General features: G+C 70.5%; 24 protein-coding genes. 14 read left to right on the forward strand and 10 right to left on the reverse strand.

The annotated features are described in order from the left end of the window. Positions 1 to 30 precede the first annotated feature (30 nt). Complete coding sequence (locus tag AB0I71_RS02930; protein ID WP_357581530.1) at positions 31 to 801, forward strand: isoprenyl transferase; 771 nt, start codon at positions 31 to 33, stop codon at positions 799 to 801. A gap of 21 nt (positions 802 to 822) precedes the next feature. On the opposite strand, the gene otsB is transcribed toward AB0I71_RS02930, so the two are convergent. The 3 genes from otsB to AB0I71_RS02945 form a co-directional block, all read right to left on the reverse strand. After that, positions 823 to 1,647 carry a trehalose-phosphatase gene (otsB, locus tag AB0I71_RS02935; protein ID WP_357581531.1) on the reverse strand — a complete coding sequence of 275 codons (825 nt, stop codon included), beginning with the start codon at positions 1,645 to 1,647 and terminating at the stop codon, positions 823 to 825. A 69-nt stretch (positions 1,648 to 1,716) separates the two neighbouring features. After that, positions 1,717 to 2,070 carry a hypothetical protein gene (locus AB0I71_RS02940; protein ID WP_164446118.1) on the reverse strand — a complete coding sequence of 118 codons (354 nt, stop codon included), beginning with the start codon at positions 2,068 to 2,070 and terminating at the stop codon, positions 1,717 to 1,719. A 160-nt stretch (positions 2,071 to 2,230) separates the two neighbouring features. Next, positions 2,231 to 2,671 carry a helix-turn-helix transcriptional regulator gene (locus AB0I71_RS02945; protein WP_357581532.1) on the reverse strand — a complete coding sequence of 147 codons (441 nt, stop codon included), beginning with the start codon at positions 2,669 to 2,671 and terminating at the stop codon, positions 2,231 to 2,233. A gap of 264 nt (positions 2,672 to 2,935) precedes the next feature. Here AB0I71_RS02945 and AB0I71_RS02950 point away from each other — a divergent pair, with 264 nt between their 5' ends. The 5 genes from AB0I71_RS02950 to AB0I71_RS02970 all read left to right on the forward strand — a co-directional run bounded on the left by AB0I71_RS02950 (position 2,936) and on the right by AB0I71_RS02970 (position 7,312). Further along, complete coding sequence (locus tag AB0I71_RS02950) at positions 2,936 to 3,280, forward strand: hypothetical protein (protein ID WP_093406661.1); 345 nt, start codon at positions 2,936 to 2,938, stop codon at positions 3,278 to 3,280. Between the two features lie 28 nt (positions 3,281 to 3,308). Further along, positions 3,309 to 3,737: a hypothetical protein gene (locus AB0I71_RS02955; RefSeq protein ID WP_357581533.1), complete on the forward strand. Its 429-nt coding sequence runs from the start codon at positions 3,309 to 3,311 to the stop codon at positions 3,735 to 3,737. 437 nt (positions 3,738 to 4,174) lie between these two features. Then, positions 4,175 to 5,590, forward strand: a complete 1,416-nt coding sequence (locus AB0I71_RS02960) for a PhoH family protein (RefSeq protein WP_357581534.1) — start codon at positions 4,175 to 4,177, stop codon at positions 5,588 to 5,590. A gap of 286 nt (positions 5,591 to 5,876) precedes the next feature. Beyond that, positions 5,877 to 6,551 carry a lytic transglycosylase domain-containing protein gene (locus AB0I71_RS02965; protein WP_357581535.1) on the forward strand — a complete coding sequence of 225 codons (675 nt, stop codon included), beginning with the start codon at positions 5,877 to 5,879 and terminating at the stop codon, positions 6,549 to 6,551. Between the two features lie 107 nt (positions 6,552 to 6,658). Next, a complete protein-coding gene (locus AB0I71_RS02970) occupies positions 6,659 to 7,312 on the forward strand; it encodes a rhomboid family intramembrane serine protease (protein ID WP_357581536.1) in 654 nt (217 codons plus the stop codon). On the opposite strand, the gene AB0I71_RS02975 is transcribed toward AB0I71_RS02970, so the two are convergent. Both AB0I71_RS02975 and glpX read right to left on the reverse strand, forming a co-directional pair. Continuing rightward, on the reverse strand, positions 7,242 to 8,255 hold the full coding sequence (locus AB0I71_RS02975; RefSeq protein ID WP_357581622.1) for a DMT family transporter: 1,014 nt from the start codon (positions 8,253 to 8,255) through the stop codon (positions 7,242 to 7,244). The genes AB0I71_RS02970 and AB0I71_RS02975 overlap by 71 nt on opposite strands. A gap of 11 nt (positions 8,256 to 8,266) precedes the next feature. Further along, the gene (gene glpX, locus AB0I71_RS02980; protein WP_357581537.1) at positions 8,267 to 9,298 is read right to left on the reverse strand and encodes a class II fructose-bisphosphatase; all 1,032 of its coding nucleotides are present in this window, start codon (positions 9,296 to 9,298) and stop codon (positions 8,267 to 8,269) included. 144 nt (positions 9,299 to 9,442) lie between these two features. Here glpX and AB0I71_RS02985 point away from each other — a divergent pair, with 144 nt between their 5' ends. The 3 genes from AB0I71_RS02985 to AB0I71_RS02995 all read left to right on the forward strand — a co-directional run bounded on the left by AB0I71_RS02985 (position 9,443) and on the right by AB0I71_RS02995 (position 12,014). After that, on the forward strand, positions 9,443 to 10,018 hold the full coding sequence (locus tag AB0I71_RS02985) for a DUF4245 domain-containing protein (RefSeq protein ID WP_357581538.1): 576 nt from the start codon (positions 9,443 to 9,445) through the stop codon (positions 10,016 to 10,018). A 174-nt stretch (positions 10,019 to 10,192) separates the two neighbouring features. Then, the gene (locus AB0I71_RS02990) at positions 10,193 to 10,996 is read left to right on the forward strand and encodes a hypothetical protein (RefSeq protein ID WP_357581539.1); all 804 of its coding nucleotides are present in this window, start codon (positions 10,193 to 10,195) and stop codon (positions 10,994 to 10,996) included. A gap of 181 nt (positions 10,997 to 11,177) precedes the next feature. After that, complete coding sequence (locus tag AB0I71_RS02995; protein WP_357581540.1) at positions 11,178 to 12,014, forward strand: hypothetical protein; 837 nt, start codon at positions 11,178 to 11,180, stop codon at positions 12,012 to 12,014. Between the two features lie 207 nt (positions 12,015 to 12,221). Here the strand turns inward: AB0I71_RS02995 and AB0I71_RS03000 are convergent, their stop codons facing one another. Both AB0I71_RS03000 and xseA read right to left on the reverse strand, forming a co-directional pair. Next, positions 12,222 to 12,443, reverse strand: coding sequence for an exodeoxyribonuclease VII small subunit (locus AB0I71_RS03000; protein ID WP_155215128.1), 222 nt, complete (start codon positions 12,441 to 12,443; stop codon positions 12,222 to 12,224). 137 nt (positions 12,444 to 12,580) lie between these two features. Beyond that, positions 12,581 to 13,813: an exodeoxyribonuclease VII large subunit gene (xseA, locus tag AB0I71_RS03005; RefSeq protein WP_357581541.1), complete on the reverse strand. Its 1,233-nt coding sequence runs from the start codon at positions 13,811 to 13,813 to the stop codon at positions 12,581 to 12,583. A 152-nt stretch (positions 13,814 to 13,965) separates the two neighbouring features. Between xseA and AB0I71_RS03010 the strand changes: the two genes are divergently transcribed. Beyond that, a complete protein-coding gene (locus AB0I71_RS03010; RefSeq protein WP_357581542.1) occupies positions 13,966 to 14,958 on the forward strand; it encodes a 4-hydroxy-3-methylbut-2-enyl diphosphate reductase in 993 nt (330 codons plus the stop codon). 56 nt (positions 14,959 to 15,014) lie between these two features. Further along, the gene (locus tag AB0I71_RS03015) at positions 15,015 to 15,467 is read left to right on the forward strand and encodes a hypothetical protein (RefSeq protein ID WP_357581543.1); all 453 of its coding nucleotides are present in this window, start codon (positions 15,015 to 15,017) and stop codon (positions 15,465 to 15,467) included. A 193-nt stretch (positions 15,468 to 15,660) separates the two neighbouring features. Here the strand turns inward: AB0I71_RS03015 and AB0I71_RS03020 are convergent, their stop codons facing one another. Both AB0I71_RS03020 and AB0I71_RS03025 read right to left on the reverse strand, forming a co-directional pair. Next, the gene (locus tag AB0I71_RS03020) at positions 15,661 to 18,921 is read right to left on the reverse strand and encodes a S8 family serine peptidase (RefSeq protein WP_357581544.1); all 3,261 of its coding nucleotides are present in this window, start codon (positions 18,919 to 18,921) and stop codon (positions 15,661 to 15,663) included. A 161-nt stretch (positions 18,922 to 19,082) separates the two neighbouring features. Then, on the reverse strand, positions 19,083 to 20,252 hold the full coding sequence (locus tag AB0I71_RS03025; protein WP_357581545.1) for a DNA recombination protein RmuC: 1,170 nt from the start codon (positions 20,250 to 20,252) through the stop codon (positions 19,083 to 19,085). Between the two features lie 112 nt (positions 20,253 to 20,364). Here AB0I71_RS03025 and AB0I71_RS03030 point away from each other — a divergent pair, with 112 nt between their 5' ends. Together AB0I71_RS03030 and AB0I71_RS03035 are read left to right on the forward strand one after the other, a co-directional pair. Next, on the forward strand, positions 20,365 to 21,102 hold the full coding sequence (locus AB0I71_RS03030; RefSeq protein WP_357581546.1) for a hypothetical protein: 738 nt from the start codon (positions 20,365 to 20,367) through the stop codon (positions 21,100 to 21,102). Positions 21,103 to 21,265: 163 nt separating this feature from the next. Next, positions 21,266 to 21,856, forward strand: coding sequence for a dihydrofolate reductase family protein (locus AB0I71_RS03035; protein WP_357581547.1), 591 nt, complete (start codon positions 21,266 to 21,268; stop codon positions 21,854 to 21,856). A 134-nt stretch (positions 21,857 to 21,990) separates the two neighbouring features. Here the strand turns inward: AB0I71_RS03035 and ppc are convergent, their stop codons facing one another. After that, on the reverse strand, positions 21,991 to 24,777 hold the full coding sequence (ppc, locus tag AB0I71_RS03040; protein ID WP_357581548.1) for a phosphoenolpyruvate carboxylase: 2,787 nt from the start codon (positions 24,775 to 24,777) through the stop codon (positions 21,991 to 21,993). A 228-nt stretch (positions 24,778 to 25,005) separates the two neighbouring features. On the opposite strand from ppc, the gene AB0I71_RS03045 reads away from it, so the two are divergent. Next, positions 25,006 to 26,046, forward strand: a complete 1,041-nt coding sequence (locus tag AB0I71_RS03045) for a S66 peptidase family protein (protein WP_357581549.1) — start codon at positions 25,006 to 25,008, stop codon at positions 26,044 to 26,046. The last annotated feature ends 38 nt before the right edge of the window (positions 26,047 to 26,084 follow it).

The following is a 26,084-nucleotide window of genomic DNA, read 5'->3' on the forward strand; positions in this document are numbered from 1 at the left end:
CCGTAGGGCGGCTCGCTACCCTGCTAGGTGATGACTCTGCGGAAACTTCTCTACTCCGTCTACGAGCGGCGGCTCACGGCCAAGCTCGCGGGCCGTCCGGTGCCCCGCCACGTGGGTGTGATGTGTGACGGCAACCGCAGATGGGCCCGGGAGATGGGCTTTGTCGATCCGAATGACGGGCATCGGATGGGTGCCGAGCGGATCAAGGAACTGCTGCGTTGGTGCGACGCCGCCGGCGTGGGGCACGTGACCCTGTGGCTGCTCTCCACCGACAACCTCTCGCGTCCGGCGGCGGAGCTGGATCCGCTGCTCCAGATCATCGAGGATCTCACCACCGAGCTGGCCGCGGAGGCCAATCCCTGGCGGTTGCGGATGGTCGGCGCGCTCGACGTGCTGCCGACGCGCCTCGCCACGGCGCTCAAGGCCGCCGAGGAACGGACCCGGGAACGCACCGGCAGTGCCCAGGTCAACATCGCGGTGGGGTACGGCGGCCGGCGGGAGATCGCCGACGCGGTGCGGTCGTTGCTGCTGGAGCACGCGGCGAACGGCGGCACGCTGGAGGACCTGGCCGGGTCGCTCGACGTCGACGACATCTCCGAGCACCTGTACACCCGTGGCCTGCCGGATCCGGATCTGATCATCCGGACCAGTGGTGAACAGCGACTCTCCGGCTTCATGCTCTGGCAGTCGGCACACTCGGAGTTCTACTTCTGCGAGCTGAACTGGCCCGATTTCCGGCGCGTCGACTTTCTTCGCGCACTGCGTTCCTACGCCACCCGCCAGCGCCGCTACGGGGTGTGAAAGCCGGGGCGGGCCAGCCGCTCAGGTGAGGTGGTGGGTGGCCTCGGTGAGGAAGTCGCCCAGGTCGGCCGGGGAGTCGATGGTGAGGTCGGCGGCCTCCGCGACCTCGTCGCCGGTCTCCGGGTTGGCGACGGCCACGCAGACACCGAGGAAGTCCGGGTCGGCGGCGGCCCGGGCCCGCAGCGCGGCGAAGGCCTTGATGTCGGAGACGTCGTCGCCGAAGTACCAGGCCGCGCGTACTCCCTGCACCAGCTCGTCGATGACCATGCCCTTGTCCCGGTCGACCGGCGGCTTGATTTCCAGGACCATCCGTCCGACCTGTACCCGCAGGCCGAGGCGCTCGGCCTGATCGCGACCCCACTGCTCGACGGTGGCGGCGAGTTGCGGCGCGGTACGCCAGTGCAGGGCGACCGACAGCCGCTTGTACTCCACGAGGGTGCCGGGTGGCAGTTCGGAGCGGGCCAGCTCGGCGAGTTCGGCCATTGTGGGCACCCACGGCAGTGCGGCCGGCTCGGTGACCGTATCGCCGCCGGAATGGCTGTGCTCAAGACCGTAGAGGCCGTACAGGTCGACGCCGGTGAGCCCGTCGAAGTGTTCGCGCAGGAACTCCACCGGTCGGGCCGAGACGATCGCGATGCGCCGCACGATCGGGGCGAGTGCCTCGATGGCGGCCAGCACCTTTGGCGCGGGCTGTACCTGTGTCGGATCGTCGGCGACCGGCGCGAGGGTGCCGTCGAAGTCGAAGAAGAGGACGGTCTCGGCCGCCCGGTCGGCGGTTGCCCGCCAGGCCTGGTCGGCGTTCAGCGGGGTCTTCGGCTGCTGGTTGCCCAGATTCAACGGCGGCACGCGCGACAGCGTACCCCGGGTTCGGCCGGTCAATCCTGACGTGAATCCGGTGTGGGCGACAGGTCTGATTCAGCGTTCGGCGGCTCCACGTCCCCGGCGTCCGAACGGCACCACCGCTGCCTCCTGGCCATGGCTCAGCAGGTATCCCTCGACGAAGCCGGAGTTCCGGTCGCCGGTGTGTGCCTCGATCTCCCGCAGCCGCTCCACCAGGAACTCGGTGAGCGCGGTGAGCCGATCGTTGAGCCGGTCGTGCAGTTCGGCGACGACGGCCAGGACGATCGCGGTGCCCGCAGTGGCGAGCGCGAAGAGGTTGACGAGCAGCGGAAGCTGCCCGCCGTTCAGGGTCAGGGTCACCGCGTTGCCGGTGATGCACAGCGTCACCGAGACCGTCGCGACCACGACAGCCAACCATTTCAGGGTCATGGAGAGACCCCTTTCTGTCCCGCAGGGCTGGGTTCGGCCTTGTCCCGTCCCCCCGCCGACGACGAGCCCAAGCAGTACGAATACGGACGCTAGCGCGCCCGATCCCGCCCCGTAGCGAAACGAATCAGCCTGACCTGCCGTTCTTTCGCCATCTGAGGAACTAGCTGGCTGCGTCACCTCGTTTTCGGACACCGAGCGGCAGCGTCGGGCGATATGCGAGGTAACGAATGGTTTCCCGGATGTGGAACTTCTCCGCGTCCGAGACGTCGGGGTCGACCAGCCGGCGGAGCAGTGCCTCGACGTCGGGGTCCATCGGTGGCGGTGACGGTGAGGTTCGGCGGGAGGCCGTCCGGTCCCAGCCCAGTGCCGCGAAGGCCACGGCCGGGTCGAGCCCGAGGCCCTCGCAGAAGGCCACCACCCGCTCCGCCTCCGGGTCGCTGGCCCAGTCGCCGCGTACCCATCGGTTGATGGTCTGGCGCGAGACGCCGGTGCGCCGGGAGACCTCGGTGCCGCTCCACGCCCGGGTCGCGCGGGCCTCGTCAAGGGCGCGCCGGACGAAGGTGGCGAAGGCGATCTTCCGCGCGTTTGTCGTCTCGGTCACCTCGTGACCGTACGACCGTTGAGCCTGGGTGGCGGCTCCTGCCACGCGTCTGTCACGCCTGCGTGACGTCATTGTGGTGTGGCTGGAGGGGGGTCCGGCGCTCTTCCTGAGGGGTGTCACCTGGGCAGGATAGATGTACGTAGGTGCGGAGGCAAACGAACGAAAAGCTGATACTGTCACGTTCATGGGACAACCTACGGTGTGTCACGTGCATGAGACGACAAGTGCTCACCTGCGTCACGCGCCCGGTGCGAGGGGGACGCGGTGACCGAACTCGCAACCCGTGCTCAGGCGTTCAGTCTGGTGGCCGAGGGGGTCGCCGCCGGGCTGAGTGCGCCGTGGCGCCTCTACCTCGCCCGCGGCTGCCGCTACCTGTCACTGAGCGTCGGCGATCGAGCCGAGTGGAACGCCTGGCGTACCCACCTCGGCTGCCCGGAACTGAGCGTCCGGGTCTACGACGCCGGTGGCGAGATCCGCCGCTCCTCAATGGCCGAGGTGGTGATGGACGGCTGCCGGATCAGCGTCGAACTGGTGGAGGAGATCGGCACCGACGACCTCGACAGGCTGCTGGTGGCCGACCCCACAACTGTCGAACCGGAGGAACGATGACGGCCGCGCGGGGAACCGGAGCCGCCGGATGAGTCCGTTCCTGGCGATCTTCCTCGTGCTCGTGCTCGCGGCGACGAGCTACGCCGCGGGGCGGCTGCACGGGCAGCTCAGTTACCGGATCGGTTACCGCTTCGGCTACCGGCAGGGCTACTTCGACGGGGACCGTGGCGCGTGGAACCGGCGGCGCCGGGATGCCCAGGCGGCCATCGCCTCCGCCCTCGCCGTCGCGGCACCGTCGGCACCTCCTGCCCGGGTCTCGGCCACCGTGAACCCGCTCCAGCCACGTGGCGCGAGCGCGCCAACTCCCGCCCTGCGCTCCGACGGGCCACAGGGCGAGATTGAGCAGGGTTCAGTGGTCCGTCCGGGCACCACGTACACCGGGTCGTCCTTCGCGGAGCCGGCCGCCTCGGTCACCGGGCGGCACCCGACCGGCACCCTCGTGCGACGGACCGGCTGAACCGGTCGACGGGCTCAGGCCCGTCCACAGGCGCGGCGCGTACGCCCTTCCGGGTGGCGCCGCAGGGGCCACGTCAGACCGGTGGCGGTGGTCCCACCGGCCGGGATGCGCGCAGGGGGCATGCATCCCGGCCGGTTTTCGCCCCGTCCGGCCTCGCCACCCGCCCGGGCCGGATCGCCGCCGGCCGCCGCCGCGGCACCGTCAACGCCGCCGGCCGCCGCGCAGGTCCGGCGCAGCGGGGCACGATCTTTGAAAGCGGCCTAGCCGGGACGGGTGCGGGGAGCTAGCGTCTAGGCATGGCGCGGGGTTGTCCCGAGCCAGCCGGCCCGCCCGGCCTGCGACCTCGCGCACGGGGCCCGCATCCGACCCCGTGTCAGCCGGGCATCCGGAGGAGGCGGACCGCGGGTGGCCGGGTGCCCATCCGCCGGAGCAGGCCTGTGACGACTCGCCGTACGACCGCCGGTGCCGACCAGGGCCCGGCCGCGACTACCACGACCCGCCGCAGCACCCGGAGCCGCCGGACGGCGGCCGCCGGTTCGGCCGACCCCAGGGAGCCCCGACCAGCGGGCCAGTCCTTCGTTCTGGACACCTCCGTGCTGCTCAGCGACCCGGCGGCGTTCCACCGCTTCGCCGAGCACGAGGTGGTGCTCCCGCTGGTGGTGATCTCCGAGCTGGAGGGCAAGCGGCATCACCCGGAGCTGGGCTGGTTCGCCCGACAGTCGCTGCGCATGCTTGACGAGCTGCGGGTGCGCCACGGTCGGTTGGACCGGCCGGTGCCGGCCAACGACGTCGGCGGCACGCTGCGGGTGGAGCTGAACCACACCGACGACGGGGTGCTGCCGCCAGGCTTCCGCAACGAGTCCAATGACGCCCGGATCCTCTCCGTCGCGCTGAACCTCGCCGCCGAAGGGCGGGAGGTGACGCTGGTCAGCAAGGACATGCCGTTGCGGGTCAAGGCCGCCTCCGTGGGGCTGCGCGCGGACGAGTACCGGCACGGCCAGGCCAGCGACCCGACCTGGACCGGGATGGCCGAGCTGGAGCTGGCCGAGGACGACATCGCGCGGCTCTACGCGGGAGAGGTCATCGACGTCGACGCCGCGGCGGGTCTGCCCTGCCACACCGGCCTGGTGCTGCACTCGTCCCGGGGCTCGGCGCTCGGCCGGGTGCTGCCGGACAAGACCGTGCGGCTGGTCCGTGGTGACCGGGAGGCGTTCGGCGTGCACGGGCGTTCGGCCGAGCAGCGGGTCGCGCTCGACCTGCTGCTCGACGAGTCGATAGGCATCGTGTCGCTCGGCGGCCGGGCCGGTACCGGCAAGTCCGCCCTGGCGTTGTGCGCGGGGCTGGAGGCGGTGATGGAACGTCGCCGGCACAAGAAGGTGATCGTCTTCCGCCCGCTGTACGCCGTCGGCGGGCAGGAGCTGGGTTACCTGCCCGGCTCGGAGTCGGAGAAGATGTCGCCCTGGGCGCAGGCGGTCTTCGACACCCTCGGCGCGGTGGTGCACGAGAACGTGCTGGAGGAGGTCACCTCGCGTGGTCTGCTGGAGGTACTGCCGCTGACCCACATCCGGGGCCGGAGCCTGCACGACGCCTTCGTCATCGTCGACGAGGCGCAGTCGCTGGAGCGCGGCGTACTGCTGACCGTGCTCTCCCGGATCGGCCAGGGTTCCCGGGTGGTACTCACCCATGACGTGGCGCAGCGGGACAATCTGCGGGTCGGACGGCACGACGGTGTCACGGCGGTGATCGAGGCGTTGAAGGGTCATCAGCTTTTCGCGCACGTGACGCTCAGCCGTTCGGAGCGTTCGCCGATCGCCGCGATGGTGACGGACCTGTTGGAGGATGTCCCGACCTGACGGCTGTTTCGGGCGTTTGAGGTTGATTTGTGGCGTGACCCACGTCACAATTGAGGTTCGTGGTTTCCCATCAGCCTCACTGTGCGCGATGGTGTCCCACGGGCGCCCACGCACCCGACGCATCGTTGGTGATCGTTCGTCACTCCAGTAGGGGAGCGGACGACGCCGGGAGGCGACGCGGTGCGTCCACGGTGGCCGGCACGCCGGCCACGGGCGCCCGTGGCGCGCTACGACCCAGTGCGGTCGCAGCACGCCGCGTCCCTGACCCCGACGAAGGGATCACTTCGTGAGTCGGCCGTGGAGCCGGTTCGCCGCCCGCACCGCAGCCGTCGCGCTGCTCTCGGTGGGCGTAGCCGGCGGTTTCTACCTGAGTGAGGACCGCCAGTCCCAGCGCTCAGGCCCTGGCGCGCAGGTGGCCGGCAGCGTCAGCGATATCGACGTCAACGTCGAATACCGGCAGGAAGAGGCGGTCTCCCGGCAGGTCCGCACCGCTCGGCAGCAGGCCACCGAGGTCCGGAAGCAGGCCAAGGCCGCCGCCGAGAAGGCCCGCAAGGCCGAGGAAGCGGCACGCAGGAAGGCCGAGGAGAAGGCCGCCAAGGAGGCCGCGGCCCGGGCCGCGAAGCCGTACGACGGCCCGATCCCCGAGTCCTGCGAGGAGTACAGCGGTAACCGGAAGGTCGGCTGCGCGCTCATGATCGACGCGGGCTTCAAGATCGACCAGTTCCCCTGCCTGGACCGGCTCTGGAACAAGGAGAGCGGCTGGAACCACAAGGCCCGTAACCCGTCCTCCGGGGCGTACGGCATCCCGCAGGCGTACCCCGGGAACAAGATGTCCTCGGTCGGTGCCGACTGGGAGACCAACCCGGTCACCCAGATCAAGTGGGGGCTCGGCTACATCAAGGGCCGCTACAGCACGCCCTGCGCGGCGTGGAACCACTCGCAGGCCAAGGGCTACTACTGAGCTGACCGACCGGCGGCGGGGCGCGGACAACGGACCGCACCCCGCCGCTGTGTGTCTCGTGCCCGGAAAAGTGGCGGCTGCCGGCGTTTACTGATAGCTGTTGACGGGTGACCCTGCTCCCCGGAACTGGCGACCCCAACCGGTTCGGCACCATGGCCTTCTACGCGTCCATCGGCCGGGCGTTCGTCGCCATGTGCGCGGTGGTGCCGGTGCTCTTCCTGATCGAGGGCCTCGACGTCTGGCTCGGCGCCGGGTTCGACTCCGCCGCCGGGATCATCCCGCAGCGCATCGACGGACTCGACGGTGTCTTCTTCTCACCGTTCCTGCACCACGGCTTCGACCACCTCTACAGCAACAGCATCCCGCTGATCCTCCTCGGCACCTTCGTGCTGGCGGCGGGTGCCCGACGCTTTCTCTGGTCCACCCTGGTGATCGTCCTGGTCAGTGGGCTCGGCGTGTGGTTCACCGGCTCACCGAACACGATCGTGGTCGGTGCCAGCGGCGTGATCTTCGGGTACCTCGGCATCCTGCTCACCCGGGGCATCTTCGAGCGGAGCTGGTGGAACTTCGCCGTGTTCCTGCTGGTCGGGCTCCTCTACGGCGGCCAGCTGGTGGGCGTGCTGCCCACCGACGAACGGATCTCCTGGCAGGGGCACCTGTTCGGGCTGCTCGGCGGCATCGTGGCCGCGATCATCTTCCGTCGTCGCCGGTCCGACCTCGACGGGCCGTACCGCTCCGAGTCCCCGATGACCATGCCCTGAAGCGTCCGCCGAGCGCGGCGACCGCCACGGCGACCAGGGTCAGGACGGCACCGAGCAGCGTGGTCGCGTCGGGATGCGAGGCCGCCGAGGGCAGCAGCACGTCCAGCAGCACCGCACCGACCACCTGCCCGGCGACGGTGGCCAGGCCGAGAAGCAGCACGCCGGTGAGGCGGACGACAGCGGCGGCCACCGCGATGAACGTGACGCCGATCGGCCCGCCGAGGTAGAGCCAGAGGTCGGTGGGCAGCCCGCCGGGCGGCAGACCCCGCAGCGTGAGGCTGACGGCGAACGCGACGAGGAGCACCGCCGTACCGGCGGCGAAGTTGACAAGCGTGGCGGTCAACGTGCTCTCGGTGACCACCCGGACCCAGCCGTTCACCGCCTGCTGCCAGGCCACCGCCACCCCGGCCAGCAGCGGCAGCACGGCCAGACCGAGGGTCGCCGGCTCACCGAACCGGTCGCTGACCGCCAGCAGCACCGCGACCACCGTCAGCACCGCACCCGCCAGCCGGGGACCGGTCACCGGCCGTCGGCCACTCGGGCCGATCCCCGCCCGGTCGACGAGCAGGCTGCTGGCGGACTGGCCGGCCACGATCGCCACCGTGAACACCGCGACGCCCAGGGTGCCGACGGTGGCGCCCTGGGTGAACACCAGGAACGCGCCGCAGGCGCCGCCGAGACACTGCCAGGGGCGAAGCGTCCCCCGGGTGAGGGCGGCCCGCAGCGTCGCCAGCCCGCGCCGCCCGGTGCCGGTGGCCGGGACCAGCACCAACAACAGCAGAAGGCCCGAACCGAACGAGATGACGGCGGCGGCGACCCCGTCACCGAGGCGTACGCCCAACTCGCCGTTGATCCGCGACTGGGTCGCGACGGCGACTCCGGCCACCGTCGCCAGCGCCACCGCGCCGAACCGGCGACCCGCCGACACCGTCGGCCGGGTCACCGTCGGGGCACTCAAGCCTGTTCGTCCAGCGGCCGGCCGTCGAAGTCCACAGCCGAGTAGAGCGCCAGCTTCTCCAACCGGTGGTACGAGTCGATCACGCGGATCGTGCCGCTCTTGGACCGCATCACGATCGACTGGGTGTACGCCCCGCCGGCCCGGTACCGCACCCCGCGCAGCAGGTCACCGGAGGTGATGCCGGTGGCCACGAAGAAGCAGTTGTCGCCGGTGACCAGGTCGTCGGTGGTGAGTACCCGGTCCAGGTCATGGCCCGCCGCGATCGCCTTCTCACGCTCGGCGTCGTCCCGCGGCCAGAGCCTGGCCTGCATCATTCCGCCCATGCACTTGAGGGCGCAGGCGGCGGTGATTCCCTCCGGGGTGCCGCCGATGCCCATCAGCACGTCGACGTCCGACTCGCCGCGGGCGGCGGCGATCGCACCGGCGATGTCGCCGTCGGAGATGAAGCGGATGCCGGCACCGGCGCGGCGGATCTCATCGACCAGGCCGTCGTGCCGGGACCGGTCGAGGACGCAGACGGTGACCTCGGAGACGCTTGTGCCCTTCGTCTTCGCGATGCGGCGCAAGTTCTCGACGGTGCCGGCCTCGATGTCCACCACGTCCGCGTACGCCGGGCCGACGGCGAGCTTCTCCATGTAGAAGACCGCGCTGGGGTCGAACATCGCGCCCCGTTCGGCCACCGCCAGCACCGCGAGGGCGTTCGGCATCCCCTTGCTCATCAGGGTGGTGCCGTCGATCGGGTCGACCGCGACGTCCACCTCGGGACCGTCGCCGTCGCCGACCTCCTCACCGTTGAAGAGCATCGGGGCGTTGTCCTTCTCGCCCTCGCCGATCACCACGATGCCCTTCATCGGGATCGAGTTGATCAACTTGCGCATGGCGTCGACGGCGGCGCCGTCGCCGCCCTCCTTGTCACCCCGGCCGACCCACCGGCCGGCGGCCATCGCTGCCGCCTCGGTGACCCTCACCAGATCGAGGGCGAGGTTACGGTCGAGGTTCTGTGGAATTCGCGTCCTGGTGGTGGTCATGAAAACGGCTCCTCCTCGCGGCGGTGCGGGGCGGGCCGGCGCTGCCGGCTTCGTTCCTGATCCTCACACGATGGCGGACGCACGGGCGGGTCGGGGCGGTGATGGGACGGATACCGCCGGTCGGGCGGCTGCGAGAATGGCGGGGTGGAACCTGCACAGCCTGCCGACCGCGCACCCGCCGATGAGCCCGTGCCACCACCCGCAGCCGCCGCGAAGTCCGACCGGTCGCCGCGGGACATGGCTATCTCGCTGCTGGTGCTGCTGATCCCGATCGCCCTGCTCCTCGCCTTCTACCGGGGCTTTCTCGGTGGGGACGAGCCGAACACCGTCGATCCGGCGCCGGCTTTCGAACAGGCGAAGACGGCCGGCGCGTTTCCGGTGAGCGAACCGGCCGATCTGGGCGACGGGTGGCGGGCCGTACGCGCGACCTACCGGACGGCCGAGGACGGGGCGATCCTGCGGGTGGGATATGTCACCCCGGAGGGCCGTGGCCTGCAACTGGTGCAGAGCAACGTGCCGCCGGAGCGGCTGCTGCCGGCCGAGCTGACTGACGAGGGGCGGCCGCAGGGGCAGACCGATTTCGGGTCCGGCACCTGGCAGCGGTACACCGCACGGGGCAACGAGCAGGCCCTGGTGCTGCTCCAGCCGGAGCGTACGGTGATCGTCGTCGGCGACGCCCGGGACAACGAACTGCGGGCCCTCGCCACCGCCGTGGACTGAGCGTCCCGGCTCGGTGGCGGGATCGGCCACGCCGGCGACGAACCAACCGGCGGCGCAGTCGAGCCGCCGGCAGCAGGTGCCCCCTGACTGTCGGTCCGATCCGCTACGCTCCCCGGGTTCGATGCCTGGCCGGCCCCGGTCGGTCGGGCTTTCCTGCTTGAAGAGAGACGATCTGTGAACATTCGACGGTGGAGCGTCGGCCTCATCGCCGCCACGCTGCTCGTTCCCGGCCTCGCCGCCTGCAACAACTCCAGCGGCGAATCGCCCTCTGCGGCCTCCTCGCCCGAGTCGGGCATCCCGGCCGACCCGAAGGCGGCGCTTGTCGCCTCCACCAAGGGGCTGGCCGAAGGCAACTTCACGTTCACCATCGCGGCTGACTCGATGACCGGCAAGGGCACGTTCCACAAGCCCAGCAACAGCGCTCAGATGACGATGACCATGGGTGGCGAGGACTTCACCATGGACTTCGACCTCATCCAGATCCAGCCGGACACCTGGGTGAAGGTCGACCTGGGTGACCTCTTCGCCGGCATCCCGGGGATGGAGGCGATCAAGGACAAGTACCAGCACCTCGACGCCGCCAAGGCCAAGGACGCCAAGAACCTCGACATCTTCAAGGAGGGCACCGACCCGGCCGACGCCGCCGGCATGTTCGAGGGCCTCGCCGAGGTGCAGAAGACCGGCGAGGGCACCTACAGCGGCACCTTCGACCTGACCACCGTGAAGGACTCGGTCGCCGCCGACGAGGACATGCTCAAGGAACTGGGCGACAAGGCCAAGGCGATCCCGTTCACCGCGAAGCTGGACGCCGAGGGCCGGCTGAGCGAGCTGGTCATGTCCCTCCCCGCCGCGGGCGAGACCAAGGCGCAGGACATCAAGGTCACCTACGCCGACTACGGTGCCGCGACGGCCGTGCAGAAGCCGCCGGCGGACCAGGTCATCGAGGCGAGCGAGCAGACCTACGAGATGTTCAAGTAGGTCGAACGGCAAGCTGCGGGGGTGGGCTCAGCCCACCCCCGCACTCGTTCCGGCGAACCGGTACCCGCCCCGTCCGGGTGATGTGGCCGGGTTCGGGTGATTGCGCGGGCGGGCGGCAGGGAACAGAAGAGAGGAGCCTCCGGCGCGAGAACGCACCGGATGACCCTGCTGGGAGACACCGATGACCGTTCGACGACTGAGCGCCGGCCTCGTGGCCGTCGCCCTCTTCACGCCCGGAGTCGCCGCCTGTGCCACCACCGGTGACGCCGGGTCGACCGCCACACCGTCCGCCACTGCCACCGCCACCGGTGCCGCACCCGAGGTCGACACCGACGCGAAGCAGGCGCTGCTGGACTCGACCAAGGAGATCAGCAACGGCAACTTCAAGTTCAGCATGTCCGGAGCCGGCTCGGTGGCGGAGGGGCAGGTGCACCAGCCGAGCCAGAGCGCCGAGATGCGGGTACGGCTCGGTGAGCCGACCGACGACCTGGCGATCAGCCTCGACCTCATCCACGCGAAGCCGGACAGCTGGGTCAAGCTGGACCTCAAGGGTCAGGCGGCCACCCGGGTGCCCGGCGTGGACCGACTCAACCTCGGCAAGTACCAGCACCTCGACCAGAACCGCATCCAGGGTGACCGCAACCTCGGCTTCGACTTCGACAAGGTCGACCCGGCCGGCAGCGAGGCGTTGACCCAGGCCGTCACCGACGTCCGCCGCACCGGCGACGGTGCGTACGCCGGCACCATCGACCTGTCGAAGGCAGCCGACGCCGGATCGCTCGACCCGACCCTGATCACCGCGCTCGGCGCGGAGGCGAACTCCGTGCCGTTCACCGCGACGACCGACGCTCAGGGGCGGCTCACCGAGATGGTCATCCAACTGCCCCAGGCCGGCCGGGCCGCTGGGCAGGAGATCAAGGTGACGTACTCCGACTACGGCAACGCGACCGAGGCGACCAGGCCCTCGGCTGACCAGGTCGTCGAGGCTCCGCCGGAGCTGTACAACCTGTTCGACTGAACGCGGGGTGCGGCGACGCGCGGCCGAACGACGGACGCCGGCACGCCTCGCTCGTCATGGACCGTACGCATCGCGGCGGGAGCCGGTTGGCTCCCGCCGCGACGCGTGGGCGGGGCACGCTGGGCGCGTTGACCGGGGCCGGCCAGGTGGTCCGGCGGCTGCGCAGCTCACCCGGTGCGGCTGGCGGCAGCGCATGCTCGGGCTGCGTCAGGTGGCCGGGTCGGGTCGGGCGGCGTCGATGCGGGCGCGGGCACCGTCGAGCCAACGCTGGCAGACGACCGCCAGCGCCTCGCCGCGCTCCCACAGCGCCAGCGACTCCTCCAGCGACGTGCCGCCGGCCTCCAGCCGCTCCACCACCGACGCGAGTTCGGCGCGGGCCTGCTCGTAGCTGAGTCGCTCGTCCGACCCGCTGGTCTTCTCGTCAGTCATCGCACCCATCTCAGCACAACCGCCCGACACCCCGGATGACCGCACCACCGTTCACCACGCCGGACGGCACGGCCACGCTGCCGTCACCCGCCCAGCAAGACCACTCGTTCCAGGACCAGCCCGGAGCCCGGAGGGGGTCAGGTGTCGACAGTGGCGGACAGTTCGCCGTCGGCGAGGCGTACCCGCAGCGGGTCGCCGGGAGCCACGTCGGTGGCCGCGCGTACGACATGGCCGTCGGTGCGTTGCACGATCGCGTAGCCGCGGTCGAGGGTGGCGGCCGGGGAGAGGGCGCGTAGCCGGGCCAGGGTGTGCCGGAGGTCGTCGTCGGCAGCGGCGAGGCGGTGGTCCAGGCAGCGGCCGGCGCGCTGGCGTAGGGCGGCCAGATCGGCGGCGCGTTGCTCGACCATCACCTGTGGCCGGGCCAGCACCGGTCGGGAGCGTAGCGCGTCGATGCGGTGGGACTCCCGATCGACGAGGTTGTGCACGGCCCGATGCAGCCGGTGCCGGGCCTGCTTGATCAGGCGTACCTCCTCGGCCAGGTCGGGCACCACCCGCTTGGCCGCGTCGGTGGGGGTCGACGCCCGGACATCGGCCACGTAATCGACGAGCGGAGCGTCGGTCTCGTGGCCGATCGCACTGACCACGGGCGTACGGCACGCGAAGACGGCCCGGCACAGCGCCTCGTCGGAGAAGGGGAGCAGATCCTCGATGCCACCCCCGCCCCGGGCCAGGATGATCACGTCGATGCTCGGGTCCGCGTCCAGCACCTTCAGTGCGTCCACGATCTGGGGTACGGCGCTCGGGCCCTGCACCGCCACGTTCACCGTCCGGAACTCCACCGCCGGCCAGCGTCGGCGGGCGTTTGTCAGCACGTCCCGCTCGGCAGCGCTGGCCCGACCGGTGATGAGCCCGATGCGCTGCGGCAGAAACGGTGGCCGACGCTTACGCGCCCGGTCGAACAGTCCCTCGGCGGCCAGCAGCTTCTTGAGCTTCTCCAGCCGGGCGAGCAGTTCACCGAGGCCGACCTGGCGGATCTCGTCCGCGCGCAGGCTGAGCGTGCCCCGGGCGGCGTAGAACTCGGGCTTGGCGTGCAGCACCACGCGGGCACCTTCGCGCAGCTCCGGCGCACCGGAGTCGAGCACGTCACGGTTGGTGGTGACGGTGAGACTCAGGTCTGCGGACGGGTCACGCAGCGTCAGGAACACGGTGCTGGCACCGGGCCGCCGGCTGATCTGCGCCACCTGTCCGTCGACCCACACCCACCCGAGTCGGGCCACCCAGGCGCCGATCTTCTGACTGACCACCCGCACCGGCCATGGCTCATCCGAGCTGCTCTTCCCACCCGCACCAGCACCCTCACCCGCACTCACCCGACCACCCTACGGTCCTCCGCCCCGCCAGCGTTGATCATGAGGTTGTTGTTCGTGGTGCGGCGTGTCGCGGGTGACAACTTCATGATCGACGGGCGGTGGGCGTCGCCTCGGCCGCTGCCGGGTCCGGCGGCGGCACGTACGATGAGGGGGTGACTGAGGTTGAGGCGACTTCCCGGACCGGCAAGCGCGTGCTCCTGGCCAAGCCCCGCGGCTACTGCGCGGGCGTGGACCGGGCGGTGCAGACCGTCGAGGAGGCGCTCAAGCTCTACGGTGCCCCCATCTACGTCCGCAAGCAGATCGTGCACAACAAGCACGTGGTGCGGACGCTTGAGGCCCAGGGCGCGATCTTCGTGGAGGAGAACGAGGAGGTGCCCGAGGGCGCCACTGTGATCTTCTCCGCGCACGGCGTGGCACCCGAGGTCTACGAGCAGGCGAAGCAGCGGTCCCTCAAGGCGATCGACGCCACCTGCCCGCTGGTGACGAAGGTGCACCACGAGGCGAAGCGGTTCGCCGCCGAGGACTACGACATCCTGCTCATCGGCCACGAGGGGCACGAGGAGGTCATCGGCACCTCCGGCGAGGCACCGGAGCACATCCAGCTGGTGGACGGCCCGGACGACGCCGACCGGATCACCGTGCGGGACCCGAACAAGGTCGTCTGGCTGTCGCAGACCACGCTGTCGGTGGACGAGACGATGGAAACCGTGGCCCGGCTCAAGAAGCGGCTGCCGATGCTCCAGTCGCCACCCAGCGACGACATCTGCTACGCCACCAGCAACCGGCAGCACGTGATCAAGGAGATCGCGCCGGAATGCGACGTGGTGATCGTCGTCGGCTCACGCAACTCGTCCAACTCCGTACGCCTGGTCGAGGTGGCCCTGGACGGTGGTGCCCGTGGCGGTCACCTGGTCGACTTCGCTCACGAGATCGAGGACGCCTGGCTCGCCGACGCGCGGACGGTGGGCCTGACCTCGGGTGCGAGCGTGCCGGAGGAGCTGGTGCAGGAGGTGCTGGCGCACCTCGCCGAGCGCGGCTTCACCGACGTGGAGGAGGTGGTGACCGCGAACGAGCGGCTCACCTTCTCACTGCCGCAGGAACTCAAGCGCGACATGAAGGCCGCCGCCGCGGCGGCCCGCGACTGAGCACACCGGGCAGGACAGATGGAACTGTTCACCGCCCCGGCGCGTCAGAGCTTGGCATGAGGACCCTTCGGATCGCCGCCACCGCGCTGATCGTCTGCACGGCGCTCGCCGCCTGCGGCGGCCAGGATGCGGGGGACGGCACCACCACCCCGACCCCGACGGGAGCGTCACCCGTGACCGAGCTGCCGACCCCGGACCCGACCCTCTCCGCGCCCGCGCCCTCGCCCTCCGATCCGGTGGACCCGACGGCGCCGACCACCCGACCGACGGTCAGGCCGAGTGCCCCGTCGAAGCCGCCGACGACCGGCGAGATGACCCTCACCGGTCGGATCGAGTCCGGTGTCGAGCCCGGCTGCCTGCTGCTCGACGGCTACCTGCTGCTCGGCGGTCCCCGCGAGGTGCTCACCGCGGGCGCCTCGGTGACGGTGACCGGACGCCCCGACCCCACCATGATGTCCACCTGCCAACAGGGCACCCCGTTCGTCGTAACCTCCGCCAAGCGCACCTGACCCCCCGCCGAGCCCACCCCTCCCTCCCCCCTCCCTCCGGTCGTCCAACGACCCGTTGATCATGAGGTTTGGCGGCAGTGGTTGATCTTCAGAGTGCCGCCAACCTCATGATCAACCTGCTGGTGGAGCAGACAGACGGAAGCCCGTCTCCGGTTCGCCGGAGACGGGCTTCCTGGTGGTGCGGGTGGTGGTGTCAGTTCACCGCGCCGACGGAGACCGCGCCGCGGCCGACGACCGCGCCTTCGGTGGTCACCACGGCCAGCTCACCGTAGAGCGCCCGGCCCGCGGCCGGCGCGGACTGCGCCGTCACGGTGCCCGAGATGGTGCCGGTGGCACCGTGCGCCAGGGTGAGGGTGCCGCCCGACGCCGCGAGGGTGCCGAGCGCCGGGGAGGAGAACGAGTCCCGGTAGTCGTACTCGGTGCTGCCACCGGCACCGTCGACCGAGTACGCCTCGACGACGATGGTGTAGGTGCCCGCCGGCGGGTTGGCGATGGTCACAAACTCCTCGGAGTCGCCGTCCGCGTTGTAGCCGACCAGGGCGCCGCCCCGGTAGACGAACAGGTCGAGGTCGGCGCCGGCGTTCGAGGTGTTGCCGATGCGGGCGGTGAAGCTGGTGGCGCCCGCCGGCACCTCGACGGTGAACTCCTGCGTCGCGTACTCGACGATTGTCGGCCGCTCGGCGTGCGAGCTGGACAGCGCGCCACCCTGGCCGGTCACGGAGACCGGACCGAAGGTGTTCTTCAGCGTCCAGGTGACCGGGGTCGGGGTGCCGGCGGTGACCGACGGCAGCTCGACCACGGCCGGCTCGACCGTGACGCCCTGCACCCGTGCCTGGATCTGGTACGGGTTGTTCAGTGACGGCGAGGTCCGCCGGGACTCGACCTCGATCTCCCAGACACCCGGCATCGGGTTCTGGTAGTCACGCTCGAAAGCGCTGCAGGCGCTGGCGAAATTGGTGTAGCAGGTCAGGCTGGAGGTGCTCTCCACCGGAACACCCCACGGGTTGAACGCGATGAAGCGGGTCTGCGACCCGGTGGCGATGCCGGAGAGGTTCACCTGCAGCGCACCGGCACCCGGGGGAACCGTCACGAAGTACGACGTGGTGCTGTTCCGGTCCACCGAGCCCTGCGCCGAGTAGGCGAAGTTGGGCTTGCTGACGTCGTTCGAGACCACCACCACGGCGGAGAACTCGAAGTCGATCGTGTTGGTGGCGGGGTCGTCGACCGTCACGATCGTGCTGTGCGCGCCAACCGTCTTGGGCTTGGCGGTGACGGTGATGGTGACGGTCTTGTTCAGCGGCAGCGTGACGCTCTTCGGCGCCGAGAAGGTGCCGTTGTTGCCGCGCAGGCCGACGTCGTGCTTGACGTTGCCGGCCGGGCCGCTGGTCCGGGTCAGCTTGACCTGGTACGACTTCGACTGGTTGGCCTTGTGACCGCCGTCGGCGGAGCCGCAGCGGTTGTAGACGCCGGTGCCGCGGTGCGGGGTGGCCAGCATGCCGGACAGCGGCGTGCAGACCGGAGCGTCGGAGGTGTACGAGCGGGTCTGCACACCCTTCTTCAGCAGCTTCCAGGCGCCCGGCACGTCGAACATGCCGTAGCCCTGCCCGTAGGTCGGGGTGTCGGCGATCGGCTTGGCCGAGGTGTAGATCGCCCGGCGCAGCATCTCCGGCGTGATGCCCTTGTCGGTCGCCTTGGCGGCCGAGAGCAGCAGCGCGGCGGCACCGGCGGCCTGCGGAGAGGCCATCGACGTACCGTTGAACATGCCGTAGCCCGGCGGCAGCGCGTAGCCGGCCTCGGCGACGGGGCTGCCGGCCTGCCACACCGGGGTGGTGGAGATGGCCGAACCCGGTGCCGCGATGTTCGGCTTGGCGCCACCGTCCTCACGCGGGCCGCGCGAGGAGAAGTTGAACAGGGCGTTCTTCTTCTTGACCACCGAGCCGTAGTTGGCCAGCCAGGTGTCCTTGCTGACGCTGGCGGCGACACTCACCACGTTCGTCGACGCCGACGGGTCGCCGATGGTGTTCACACCCGGGCCGGAGTTGCCGGCCGAGATGAACATCTGCACCCCGTACGTGGTGATCAGGTTGTTGTAGAGGGTGGCGCGGGCGTTGTTGCCGTCGTTGAGCGCGGGCAGGCCGCCGATCGACATGTTGATGACGTCGACCCCGCGGTTGATCACCAGATCGGCCATGCCGGTGGTGAGTGCGGCGGCCGTGCAGCCACCGCCCCAGGAGCAGGCACGGGAGGAAACGATCTTGGCACCGGGGGCGGCACCGTCGAACGCGCCGTTGCCGAGCATGTCGTTGGCGGCGGTGATGCCGGCGACGTGCGTGCCGTGCGCGCTCTCGATGATGCCGATGTTCACGTAGTCGACCAGGCCGGGGCCGCCGACCGGAGTGGTGTCGACGTTCTTGCGGTACTCGACGACGAACGACATCCGCTCCTTGACGGGCGTCGCCGGGTTGTCGGTGCCGAAGTAGCCGACGTCGAACTTCTCCTTGTACGGCCGCATCACGGCCTCGTCGGTGAAGTCGCCGTCCTGGTCGGTGTCGACCCAGATGTTGTTGGTGGCCGGGTCGAACAGGATGCCGAACTGGTCGGTGTTGTCGCCGTCGCGGTTGACGTCACCGGCCGGGTCGCTGTTGTTCGTGGTGTTCTCGTTGAACAGGTTGAACCGGTAGGTGCCGGCCGGCGCGGTCCAGGTGCGGCCGGCCAGGGTGAACGTCGGCCCGGTCACCTGGTTGAGCATCGGCCGCCAGGTGGCGTCCTCGAACGGGTCCGTCGCGGTCACCCAGTCGACGATCTTGCGCTCGCCGGTGGTGGTCTTCTGCAGCGCCGGGTGCTCCAGGTCCACACCGGAGTCCATGACGCCGATGGTGACGCCGCGGCCGTCCCACGCCTTGTTCTGCTTGACGAACTTGACCGCGCCGGTCTCGTTCGTCGGCATGTACGGGTTGTCGGCAGGCGTGTTGGCGCCGGGGCCGGCAAGCGTGCTGCCCTGCTTGTCGGCCTTTTTGCCGCCCGGGGCGACCTCGGGCGTCGGGTCGGGTAGCTGGATCTTCTCGTCCAGGTCGATCGCGGCGACACCGGGCAGGGTGGCGGCCTTGACCGCCTTGCCGGTCGGCACCTTGGCGAGCACGTAACCGATGGTGTCGTAGCGCTCGGTGACGGCCGCGCCGAGGTCCTTGAGTTCGTCGGCGACGTCCTTCGCCTTGCCCTTCTCGGTGGCGACGATCATCGTGACGGTGGGGGCCTTCTTCGCCTCCGCCTCGGCGAGCAGCTTGGCGTCGTGCTGGCTCAACGCCTCGGCGGGGGTGGCCTGCGCGGCGTCGGGTCCGGCAGGAGCGGCGCTCGCGGTGGCGGCACCGCCCGCCACGGTCACGGCGCTGGCCGCCATCACCGAGGCGAAGAGCGCGGCCGAGGTTCGCCGGCTCAGGTTTCGGGGTTTACTCACGTTCTCTTTCCTCCAGAGAACAGGGCGCCCTCAGATGCAGGGCACGCGTGAGCGAAATCCTTCGTGGTGCCGACCGTCGATGTCACTACCGCCAGGTACGTTGTGACCATCTCGTGATATGCGAGACGCTCATTGTCACATCGAAGATGATAGGGCTGTTTTCAGTTAGACCGAGTTCGATCATCTGAAGTGGAATCCGGGAGCAGTTCCGGCGCTTGCGGCTGCCGTGGAGCCAGCTCCACCTGCCCCGGGGTGGGCAGTTCCTGATCCGACACACCCAGCTCGGCCAGTTTGCGGGCGCTCACCAGCACCCGTGCCTCCAACGAGCCCACCGCCCGGTTGTACGCGGTCACCGCGCCGCCGAGTGAGGCACCGAGCTTGCCGACGTGGTCACCGAGCGTCGACAACCGTCCGTACAGTTCCCGCGCCAGCGTGTGCACGGCCATCGCGTTGCGGGTGAGCTGTTCCTGCCGCCACGACCAGGCGACCGTACGCAGCAGCGCGACGAGGGTGGCCGGGGTGGCCAGCACCACGTTGCGGGCGAAGGCGTGCTCCAACAGCGTCGGATCGCGTTGCAGGGCGACGTCCAGGAACGGGTCGGCCGGCACGAAGAGCACCACGAACTCCGGAGTGGACTCGAACGCCGACCAGTACGACTTGGCGGCCAACGCGTCGACGTGTGCCCGGAGATGCTTCGCGTGCGCGTCGAGGTGGGTGTCCCGACCCCGCTCGTCGCGCGCCTCCATGGCGGTGAGGTACGCGTCGAACGGCGCCTTGGCGTCCACCACCACGCTCCGGCCGCCGTGCAGGCGGACCACCAGGTCGGGGCGTACCGTCTGCTGGTCGGTGGCGGCGGTGACCTGCTCGGTGAAGTCGCAGTGCTCCAACATGCCGGCGGCCTCGACGATGCGGCGCAGCTGGTGCTCGCCCCACCGGCCGCGTACCTGTGGCGCGCGCAACGCTGCCACCAGCTGTTTCGTCTCCGTCCGCAACTCGCCGGAGACCGCGCTCATCGAGCGGACCTGCTCGCGCAGCTCGGCGTACGCGTCGACCCGCTCCCGTTCGAGGTCGGTGACCCGCTGCTCGTAGCGGCGCAGCGTCTCGTGCAGCGGGGCCACCGCCCGGGCGACCGCCTCCTGCGACTGGGCCGTCGCCTCGTAGCTCAACGCCCGCATCGACTGCTCCAGCCGCCCTTCGCCCTCACGGGTGGCGCGCAGCGTGGCGTCCAGTCTGGCGATCTCGGTCGTCGAGCGGGACCGGGCGGCGAACCAGCCGACCGCGCCGCCGGCACCGAGACAGACCACGACAACCGCGAGGGTCGAGAGCTCCATCCTCACGAGCTTGCCAAAGGCAGGCCCTCCACGCCCGGACGGGTGCGTCCCGATTTCCGCGCCGGGCTCGTCACACCGGGGATCGTTGGCCCAGGCTGGGTACGTTGAGGTGGTGGAACCTCTGCTGCTCGTTCTTCTCGTGGTGCTGTTCGGCGGTGCCCTGCTCTGGTGGCGACGGGAACGCGCCGCCCGTGAGGCCCGCAATCTCGCCGATGTGCAGGCCGACGCGCGGCGGTGGTACGAACGCCTCGGCGGGCAGGTGATGAACCTCAGCGGCGAGGACCCGGCGGTACGCCAGGCGCTGGCCGATGCCGCCGAGCGCTACCACGCCGCCGGCTCCCAGTTGGAGCAGGCCAGGAGCATCGCCCAGTACCGGCTCGCCCGGGAGACCGCGGTGGAGGGCCTCACCTACATTCGGGCGGCCCGGCTGGCGCTCGGCATCGACCCGGGTCCGCCCCTGCCGCCGTTGGCCGCCGCCAGTGGTGCCGGGGAGCTGACCGTGCCGCGTCAGGTCGAGGTGCAGGGTCAGACGTTCAAGGCCGGCCCGCAGCCGGGCCAGGACACGCCTTACTACTACCCGGGTGGCCGGCTGCGGGGCCGGCCGGTTCCGGCCGGCTGGTACTCCACCCCCTGGTGGAAGACGGCGCTCGGTGCCGGCGTCGGAGTGCTCGGCGGCATGCTGATCGCCGACGCGCTGTTCTCGCCGTCCTTCGGCGATCCTGGCTACGACGCCGCCGCGGGCGGCTTCGACGATCCGGGCGACGCCGGTGCGGACTTCGGCGGCGGTGATTTCGGCGGTGATTTCGGCGGCGGTGATTTCGGTGGTGGCTTCGGTGGCGGGGACTTCTGACACACCCGTTCGCTACGGTCGGCGCAGGGAAACCCTACCGGTGGAGATCGATTACCGTGACCGAGCCTGCGGGGGTGACATCCGGGCAGCTCACCACGGTATGTGCGGGGTCCACCACACGTCTCGGTCCTGACGTCACCGTGTCCACTCAGGAAGGTTCCGAATGGCGCGAATTCTATTGGATGTCACCATGTCACTGGACGGCTTCATGGCCGGCCCCAACATCAGCGTCGAACACCCGATGGGCGAGGGTGGCCTTCGCCTGCACAAGTGGATTTTCCACACCTCGACCAGTGAGGTGGACGCCGAGATCGAACGGGAAATGTCGGAGACCACCGGCGCGGTGGTGCTCGGCCGCCGGACGTTCGACGTAGGTGTCAACGTCTGGAACGACACCCCCTACCCGGTGCCCTGCTTCGTCCTGACCCACGACCCGCTGGCCGAGCGGGTGGAGAAGAGCGGCACGTTCACCTTCGTCACCGACGTGCGCGAGGCCTACGACCGCGCCACCGCCGCCGCCGGCGAGCGCGATGTCCGGCTGATGGGTGCAGAGGTCGGCCAGCATTTCCTGACCGCCGGTCTGGTTGACGAGATCCGGCTCCAACTCGCACCCGTACTGCTCGGCACGGGCCGTCGGCTCTTCGAGCACCTGGGCGACGAGCACATCGAGTTGGAGCGGCTGGCCGTCGTCGAGTCACCGCACGTGACGCACCTGCGCTACCGGGTCCGCCGGGACGTCGCAGCACGGCCCTGACCCTCCCGCCGCCCAATTCGACGATCCGGGCCCAGGTCAGGCGGACCAGGGCCACTGCGAATCAGCCGGCCGCCCTGTGGTCGACGAGGGCCCCTCCTGCGCCGAGGGCGTGACGAGGGGCCCCTCCGTACACCTCAGCCGGTGTTGCGCATGCCGGCCGCGATGCCGTTCACCGTGGTGAGCAGGGCCCGCTCCAGGGCCGTGCCGTCGCTCGGTGCGCGCCGGCCACCGGGGGCGGTGGCCACCGCCCGTCCGGCCGCCCCCGATTCGCGGTACTGCCGTAGCAGCGCCACCTGGAGATGGTGCAACGGCTCCAGGTAGGTGTCGCGTACGGCGAGGGTGCGTTGCAGCACCGGGGAGTTCTCCAGCAGGTCCGGCGAGTCGGTGACCGCGAGCACCTCGCGCCGGGTCAGCTCGTACTCCTGCTCGATCTGGTCGAAGATCGGGTGCAGCTTCTTCGGGACCAGGGTCTCCACGTACCGGCGGGCGATGCCGAGGTCGGTCTTGGTCAGCATCATCTCCACGTTGGACAGGAACGTGCGGAAGAAGTGCCAGTTGCGGTGCATCTCGGCCAGCACGTCGGCCAGACCGGCCTCCCGGGCGGCGGCCAGGCCGGAACCGACCCCGAACCAACCGGGCACGATCTGCCGGGTCTGGGTCCAGCCGAACACCCACGGGATGGCCCGCAGCCCGGACAGCCCGGCACCGGTGTTCGGTCGCTTCGCCGGCCGGGAGCCTATGTTCAGCGCACCGAGCAGCTCGGTCGGGGTGGACGCCCAGAAGTACGCGGGCAGGTCCGGGTCCTCGACCAGCGAGCGGTACGACCGGAACGCCGACTCGGACACCACGTCCATCGCCGCGTCCCAGCGTTCCAGCATCTCGGCGGGTTGCCGGGGCGCGGTGTGCAGCAGCGTCGCCTGGAGCACGGCGGCCACGCTCAGCTCCAGGTTCTCCCGGGCCAGCGCCGGCAGGGTGTACTTGTCGGAGATCACCTCACCCTGCTCGGTCACCTTGATCGCGCCGTCCAGGGTGCCGTACGGCTGGGCCAGGATCGCGTCGTGCGTGGGGCCGCCGCCGCGCCCGACGGTGCCGCCCCGGCCGTGGAAGAGCCGCAGGTGCACCCCGTGCCGGGCGGCCACGTCACGCAGTGCACGCTGAGCCCGGTGGATGGACCACTGGCTGGTGGTGATGCCGGCCTCCTTGTTGGAGTCGGAGTAGCCAAGCATCACCTCCTGAACGTCGCCGCGGGCCGCCACCAGCGCCCGGTACGCCGGCAGCGACAGCAGCTCATCGAGCAGCTCGCCGCCGGAGTTCAGCTCGGCCGGCGTCTCCAGCAGCGGGACGATGCCGATCCGGGCCCGGCCGCTGTGCACGTCCACCAGCCCGGCCTCGCGGGCGAGCACCACCGCGGCGAGCACGTCGTCCACGCCGAGGGTCATCGAGATGATGTACGACTCGATCACCTCGGAGCCGAACCGGTCCTGCGCCTCACGGATGGTGGCGAACACGTCGAACGTCTTGCGCGCCGACTCGCTGAGCGGAGTGTCCGTCGTCGACAGCGGACGGCGGCTGGCCAGCTCGTCGGCGAGCAGCTTGGTGCGCTCCAACCGGCTCAGGGACGGGTAGTCGTCCACCTCGCCCACCGCCGCGTACAGCTGGCTGAGCACCTCGTGGTGCTTCTCGGCGTGCTCGCGGACGTCCATCGTCGCCAGGTGCAGGCCGAACGCGGAGACGGTACGGATGGTCGAGGCGAGCCGGCCGACGGCGGTGAGCTGACCGGAGTTGCGGGCCAGTGAGGCGCGCAGCAGGTCCAGGTCGGCGATCAGCTCGGCCGAACCCCGGTAGTCCCGACCGGGTACGTGCGGGGTGCCCTGCCGCAGCCGGGCCCGGGTGTTGGCCAGCTTGGCGCGTACACAGCGGGCCTTGAGCCGGTACGGCTCCTCGGCGTTGACCCGGCGGAACCGGGGTGCCACCTCGGGCAGCGCGTCGAGGTCGGCGGCGAGGCTGGCGGAGAGGTCGAGCGACACCCCGCGCAGTCGGCGGGAGACCGACACCTCGTTGATCAGCTCCTCCATGGCCGCCTCGGTGGCGGTCAGGCCGTGCTCGTGCTGGATGGCCAGCACCTCGCGGGTCACCGCCGGGGTGACGAACGGATTGCCGTCCCGGTCACCGCCGATCCAGGTGCCGAAGGTCAACGGCCGGGCCGTCGGTGAGGTCTCCACGCCGAGCGTGCGCAGCGTCTCGGCGAGGTCGTCGAGCACCTGCGGAGCCGCCTCGGCGTACAGGTCACGCAGGTAGTAGATGGCGTTACGCGCCTCGTCGGTCGGGTCCGGCCGGTCCAGCCGCAACTCGTCGGTCTGCCACATCAGGTCGAGCAACTCGGCCAGCCGCCGGTTCGCCGGAGCCTCGTCGCTGGCGCCGTACAGGATCGCGTTCGCCGTCTCGGCGTCCAGCTCGTCGGCGATCGCGCGCAGCTTCGACAGGATCGACCGGCGGGCCGCCTCGGTCGGGTGGGCGGTGAAGACCGGACGTACCGCCAACCGGCGGGCCACCGAGGCGATCTCCTCGGCCGGCACCCCACGCTCGGCGATCATCTTGGCCGCCTGGTCCAGCCAGCCGCCCTGGACGGCGCGGCGGCGGCGCAGGTCGCGGGCCCGGTGCACCTGTTCGGTGATGTTGGCCAGGTGGAAGTAGGTGGAGAAGGCGCGGGCCAGCTTGGTGCCGGTGGTCACATCGAGCCCGCCGAGCCGCCGGGCGGCGGCCGGGGCGTCGGTGCGGACCTGGGCCCGGATCTCCTCGACGAGGTCGAGCAGCGGGCGCCCCTCCTGCCGGGCCAGGGTCTGCCCGAGCAAGGTGCCCAATCTGCGGATGTCGGCGCGCAGGGCGGCGTCGGGGCCGTCGTGATCGTGCTGGTCGGTCACCATGCGCTCCTCACGTCAAGTACGAAGGACAGCGCTGTCCGACTCCCCCGATCGTATCCGCGTGAACCCGCCGGAAAGGAGGGGCCCCAGGTTGTCGCCTTCATCATGTTCGGAGGGCGTTGACGGTGGCGGCCGGATGTGAGGTCGATCATCGCGGGGTCGTACCGGTGCCGGCACCCCTCGTCGGGAGGCCCGAAAACCGCTGGTGGCCGGCGATAGCGTCGGCACATGACAGCGCTGCGCCACCCTCCGAAACCTCGCCCGGGCGACCGGGTGGCGGTCGTCTCACCCTCCGCCGGCCTGCCGGGTCTCTTCCCGCACGTGTACGAGCTGGGGCTGCGCCGACTGCGCGAGGAGTACGCCCTGGAGCCGGTCGAGTACCCGACCACCCGGATCATGGGTGCCGACCCGCGCGACCGGGCCCGGGACCTGACCGCCGCCTTCGCCGACCCGACGATCACCGCCGTGCTGGCCACCGTCGGTGGCGACGACCTGATCACCGTGACGCCGCACCTGGACGACGAGGTGCTGCGGGCCAACCCGAAGCCCTACTTCGGGTACTCCGACAACACGAACGTGCTCAACCACCTGCACCGGCTGGGCGTCGTCAGCTACCACGGCGGTTCGGTGCTCGTGCATCTCGGCCGCCCCGGCGCACTGCACCCGGTGACCGCCGACTCGCTGCGCGCGGCGCTGTTCAGTTCCGACTGGTTCGAACTCGTCCCGGCACCCGAGTGGGGCGACCAGCCGAACGACTGGAACGACAGCGGTTGCCTGGCGGACGAGCCGGTGATGTTTCCCGGCACCGGCTGGCACTGGCAGGGCCCGGCGACGGTGGTCGAGGGCCGGACCTGGGGCGGCAACCTGGAGGTGCTGCACTGGTTGCTCGCCGCCGACCGGGTGGCCCCCACCGCCACGCTCGCCGGTTCGATCTTCCTGATGGAGACGTCGGAGGAACTTCCGCCGGCCGTCGAGGTCTACCGGATGCTGCGTAATCTCGGCGAGCGCGGCCTGCTCGGTGGCTTCCCCGCCGCGCTCGTCGGTCGGGCCAAGGCGTGGGAGTTCGGCCGCCGGCTCACCCCGCAGGAGAAGACGGAGTACGCCCGGGACCAGCGCGCCGCCGTCACCCGGGCCTTCGCCGAGTACGCCCCCGACGCGGTCCTGGTCTTCGACGTCGACTTCGGGCACACCGACCCGCAACTGATCATTCCGTACGGCGGTGCGGTCCGGGTGGACGCGGTCCAGCGTCGCATCTCGGTCCGCTACTGACTGTCGGGCCAAGGCCCCGAGGCGCAACGTCCACTCGA

The sequence above is a fragment of the Micromonospora sp. NPDC049891 genome (genome assembly GCF_040660295.1).
In the GTDB taxonomy this organism is placed as follows: Bacteria; Actinomycetota; Actinomycetes; order Mycobacteriales; family Micromonosporaceae; genus Micromonospora.

What these genes read in the sequence shown, in the direction of transcription:
- AB0I71_RS02930 (WP_357581530.1), top strand. Translation starts at nt 31, where the DNA reads ATGACTCTGCGGAAACTTCTCTACTCCGTCTACGAGCGGCGGCTCACG.
- AB0I71_RS02940 (WP_164446118.1), bottom strand. Translation starts at nt 2,070, where the DNA reads ATGACCCTGAAATGGTTGGCTGTCGTGGTCGCGACGGTCTCGGTGACG.
- AB0I71_RS02955 (WP_357581533.1), top strand. Translation starts at nt 3,309, where the DNA reads ATGAGTCCGTTCCTGGCGATCTTCCTCGTGCTCGTGCTCGCGGCGACG.
- glpX (WP_357581537.1), bottom strand. Translation starts at nt 9,298, where the DNA reads ATGACCACCACCAGGACGCGAATTCCACAGAACCTCGACCGTAACCTC.
- AB0I71_RS02995 (WP_357581540.1), top strand. Translation starts at nt 11,178, where the DNA reads ATGACCGTTCGACGACTGAGCGCCGGCCTCGTGGCCGTCGCCCTCTTC.
- AB0I71_RS03000 (WP_155215128.1), bottom strand. Translation starts at nt 12,443, where the DNA reads ATGACTGACGAGAAGACCAGCGGGTCGGACGAGCGACTCAGCTACGAG.
- AB0I71_RS03015 (WP_357581543.1), top strand. Translation starts at nt 15,015, where the DNA reads ATGAGGACCCTTCGGATCGCCGCCACCGCGCTGATCGTCTGCACGGCG.
- AB0I71_RS03025 (WP_357581545.1), bottom strand. Translation starts at nt 20,252, where the DNA reads ATGGAGCTCTCGACCCTCGCGGTTGTCGTGGTCTGTCTCGGTGCCGGC.
- AB0I71_RS03035 (WP_357581547.1), top strand. Translation starts at nt 21,266, where the DNA reads ATGGCGCGAATTCTATTGGATGTCACCATGTCACTGGACGGCTTCATG.
- AB0I71_RS03045 (WP_357581549.1), top strand. Translation starts at nt 25,006, where the DNA reads ATGACAGCGCTGCGCCACCCTCCGAAACCTCGCCCGGGCGACCGGGTG.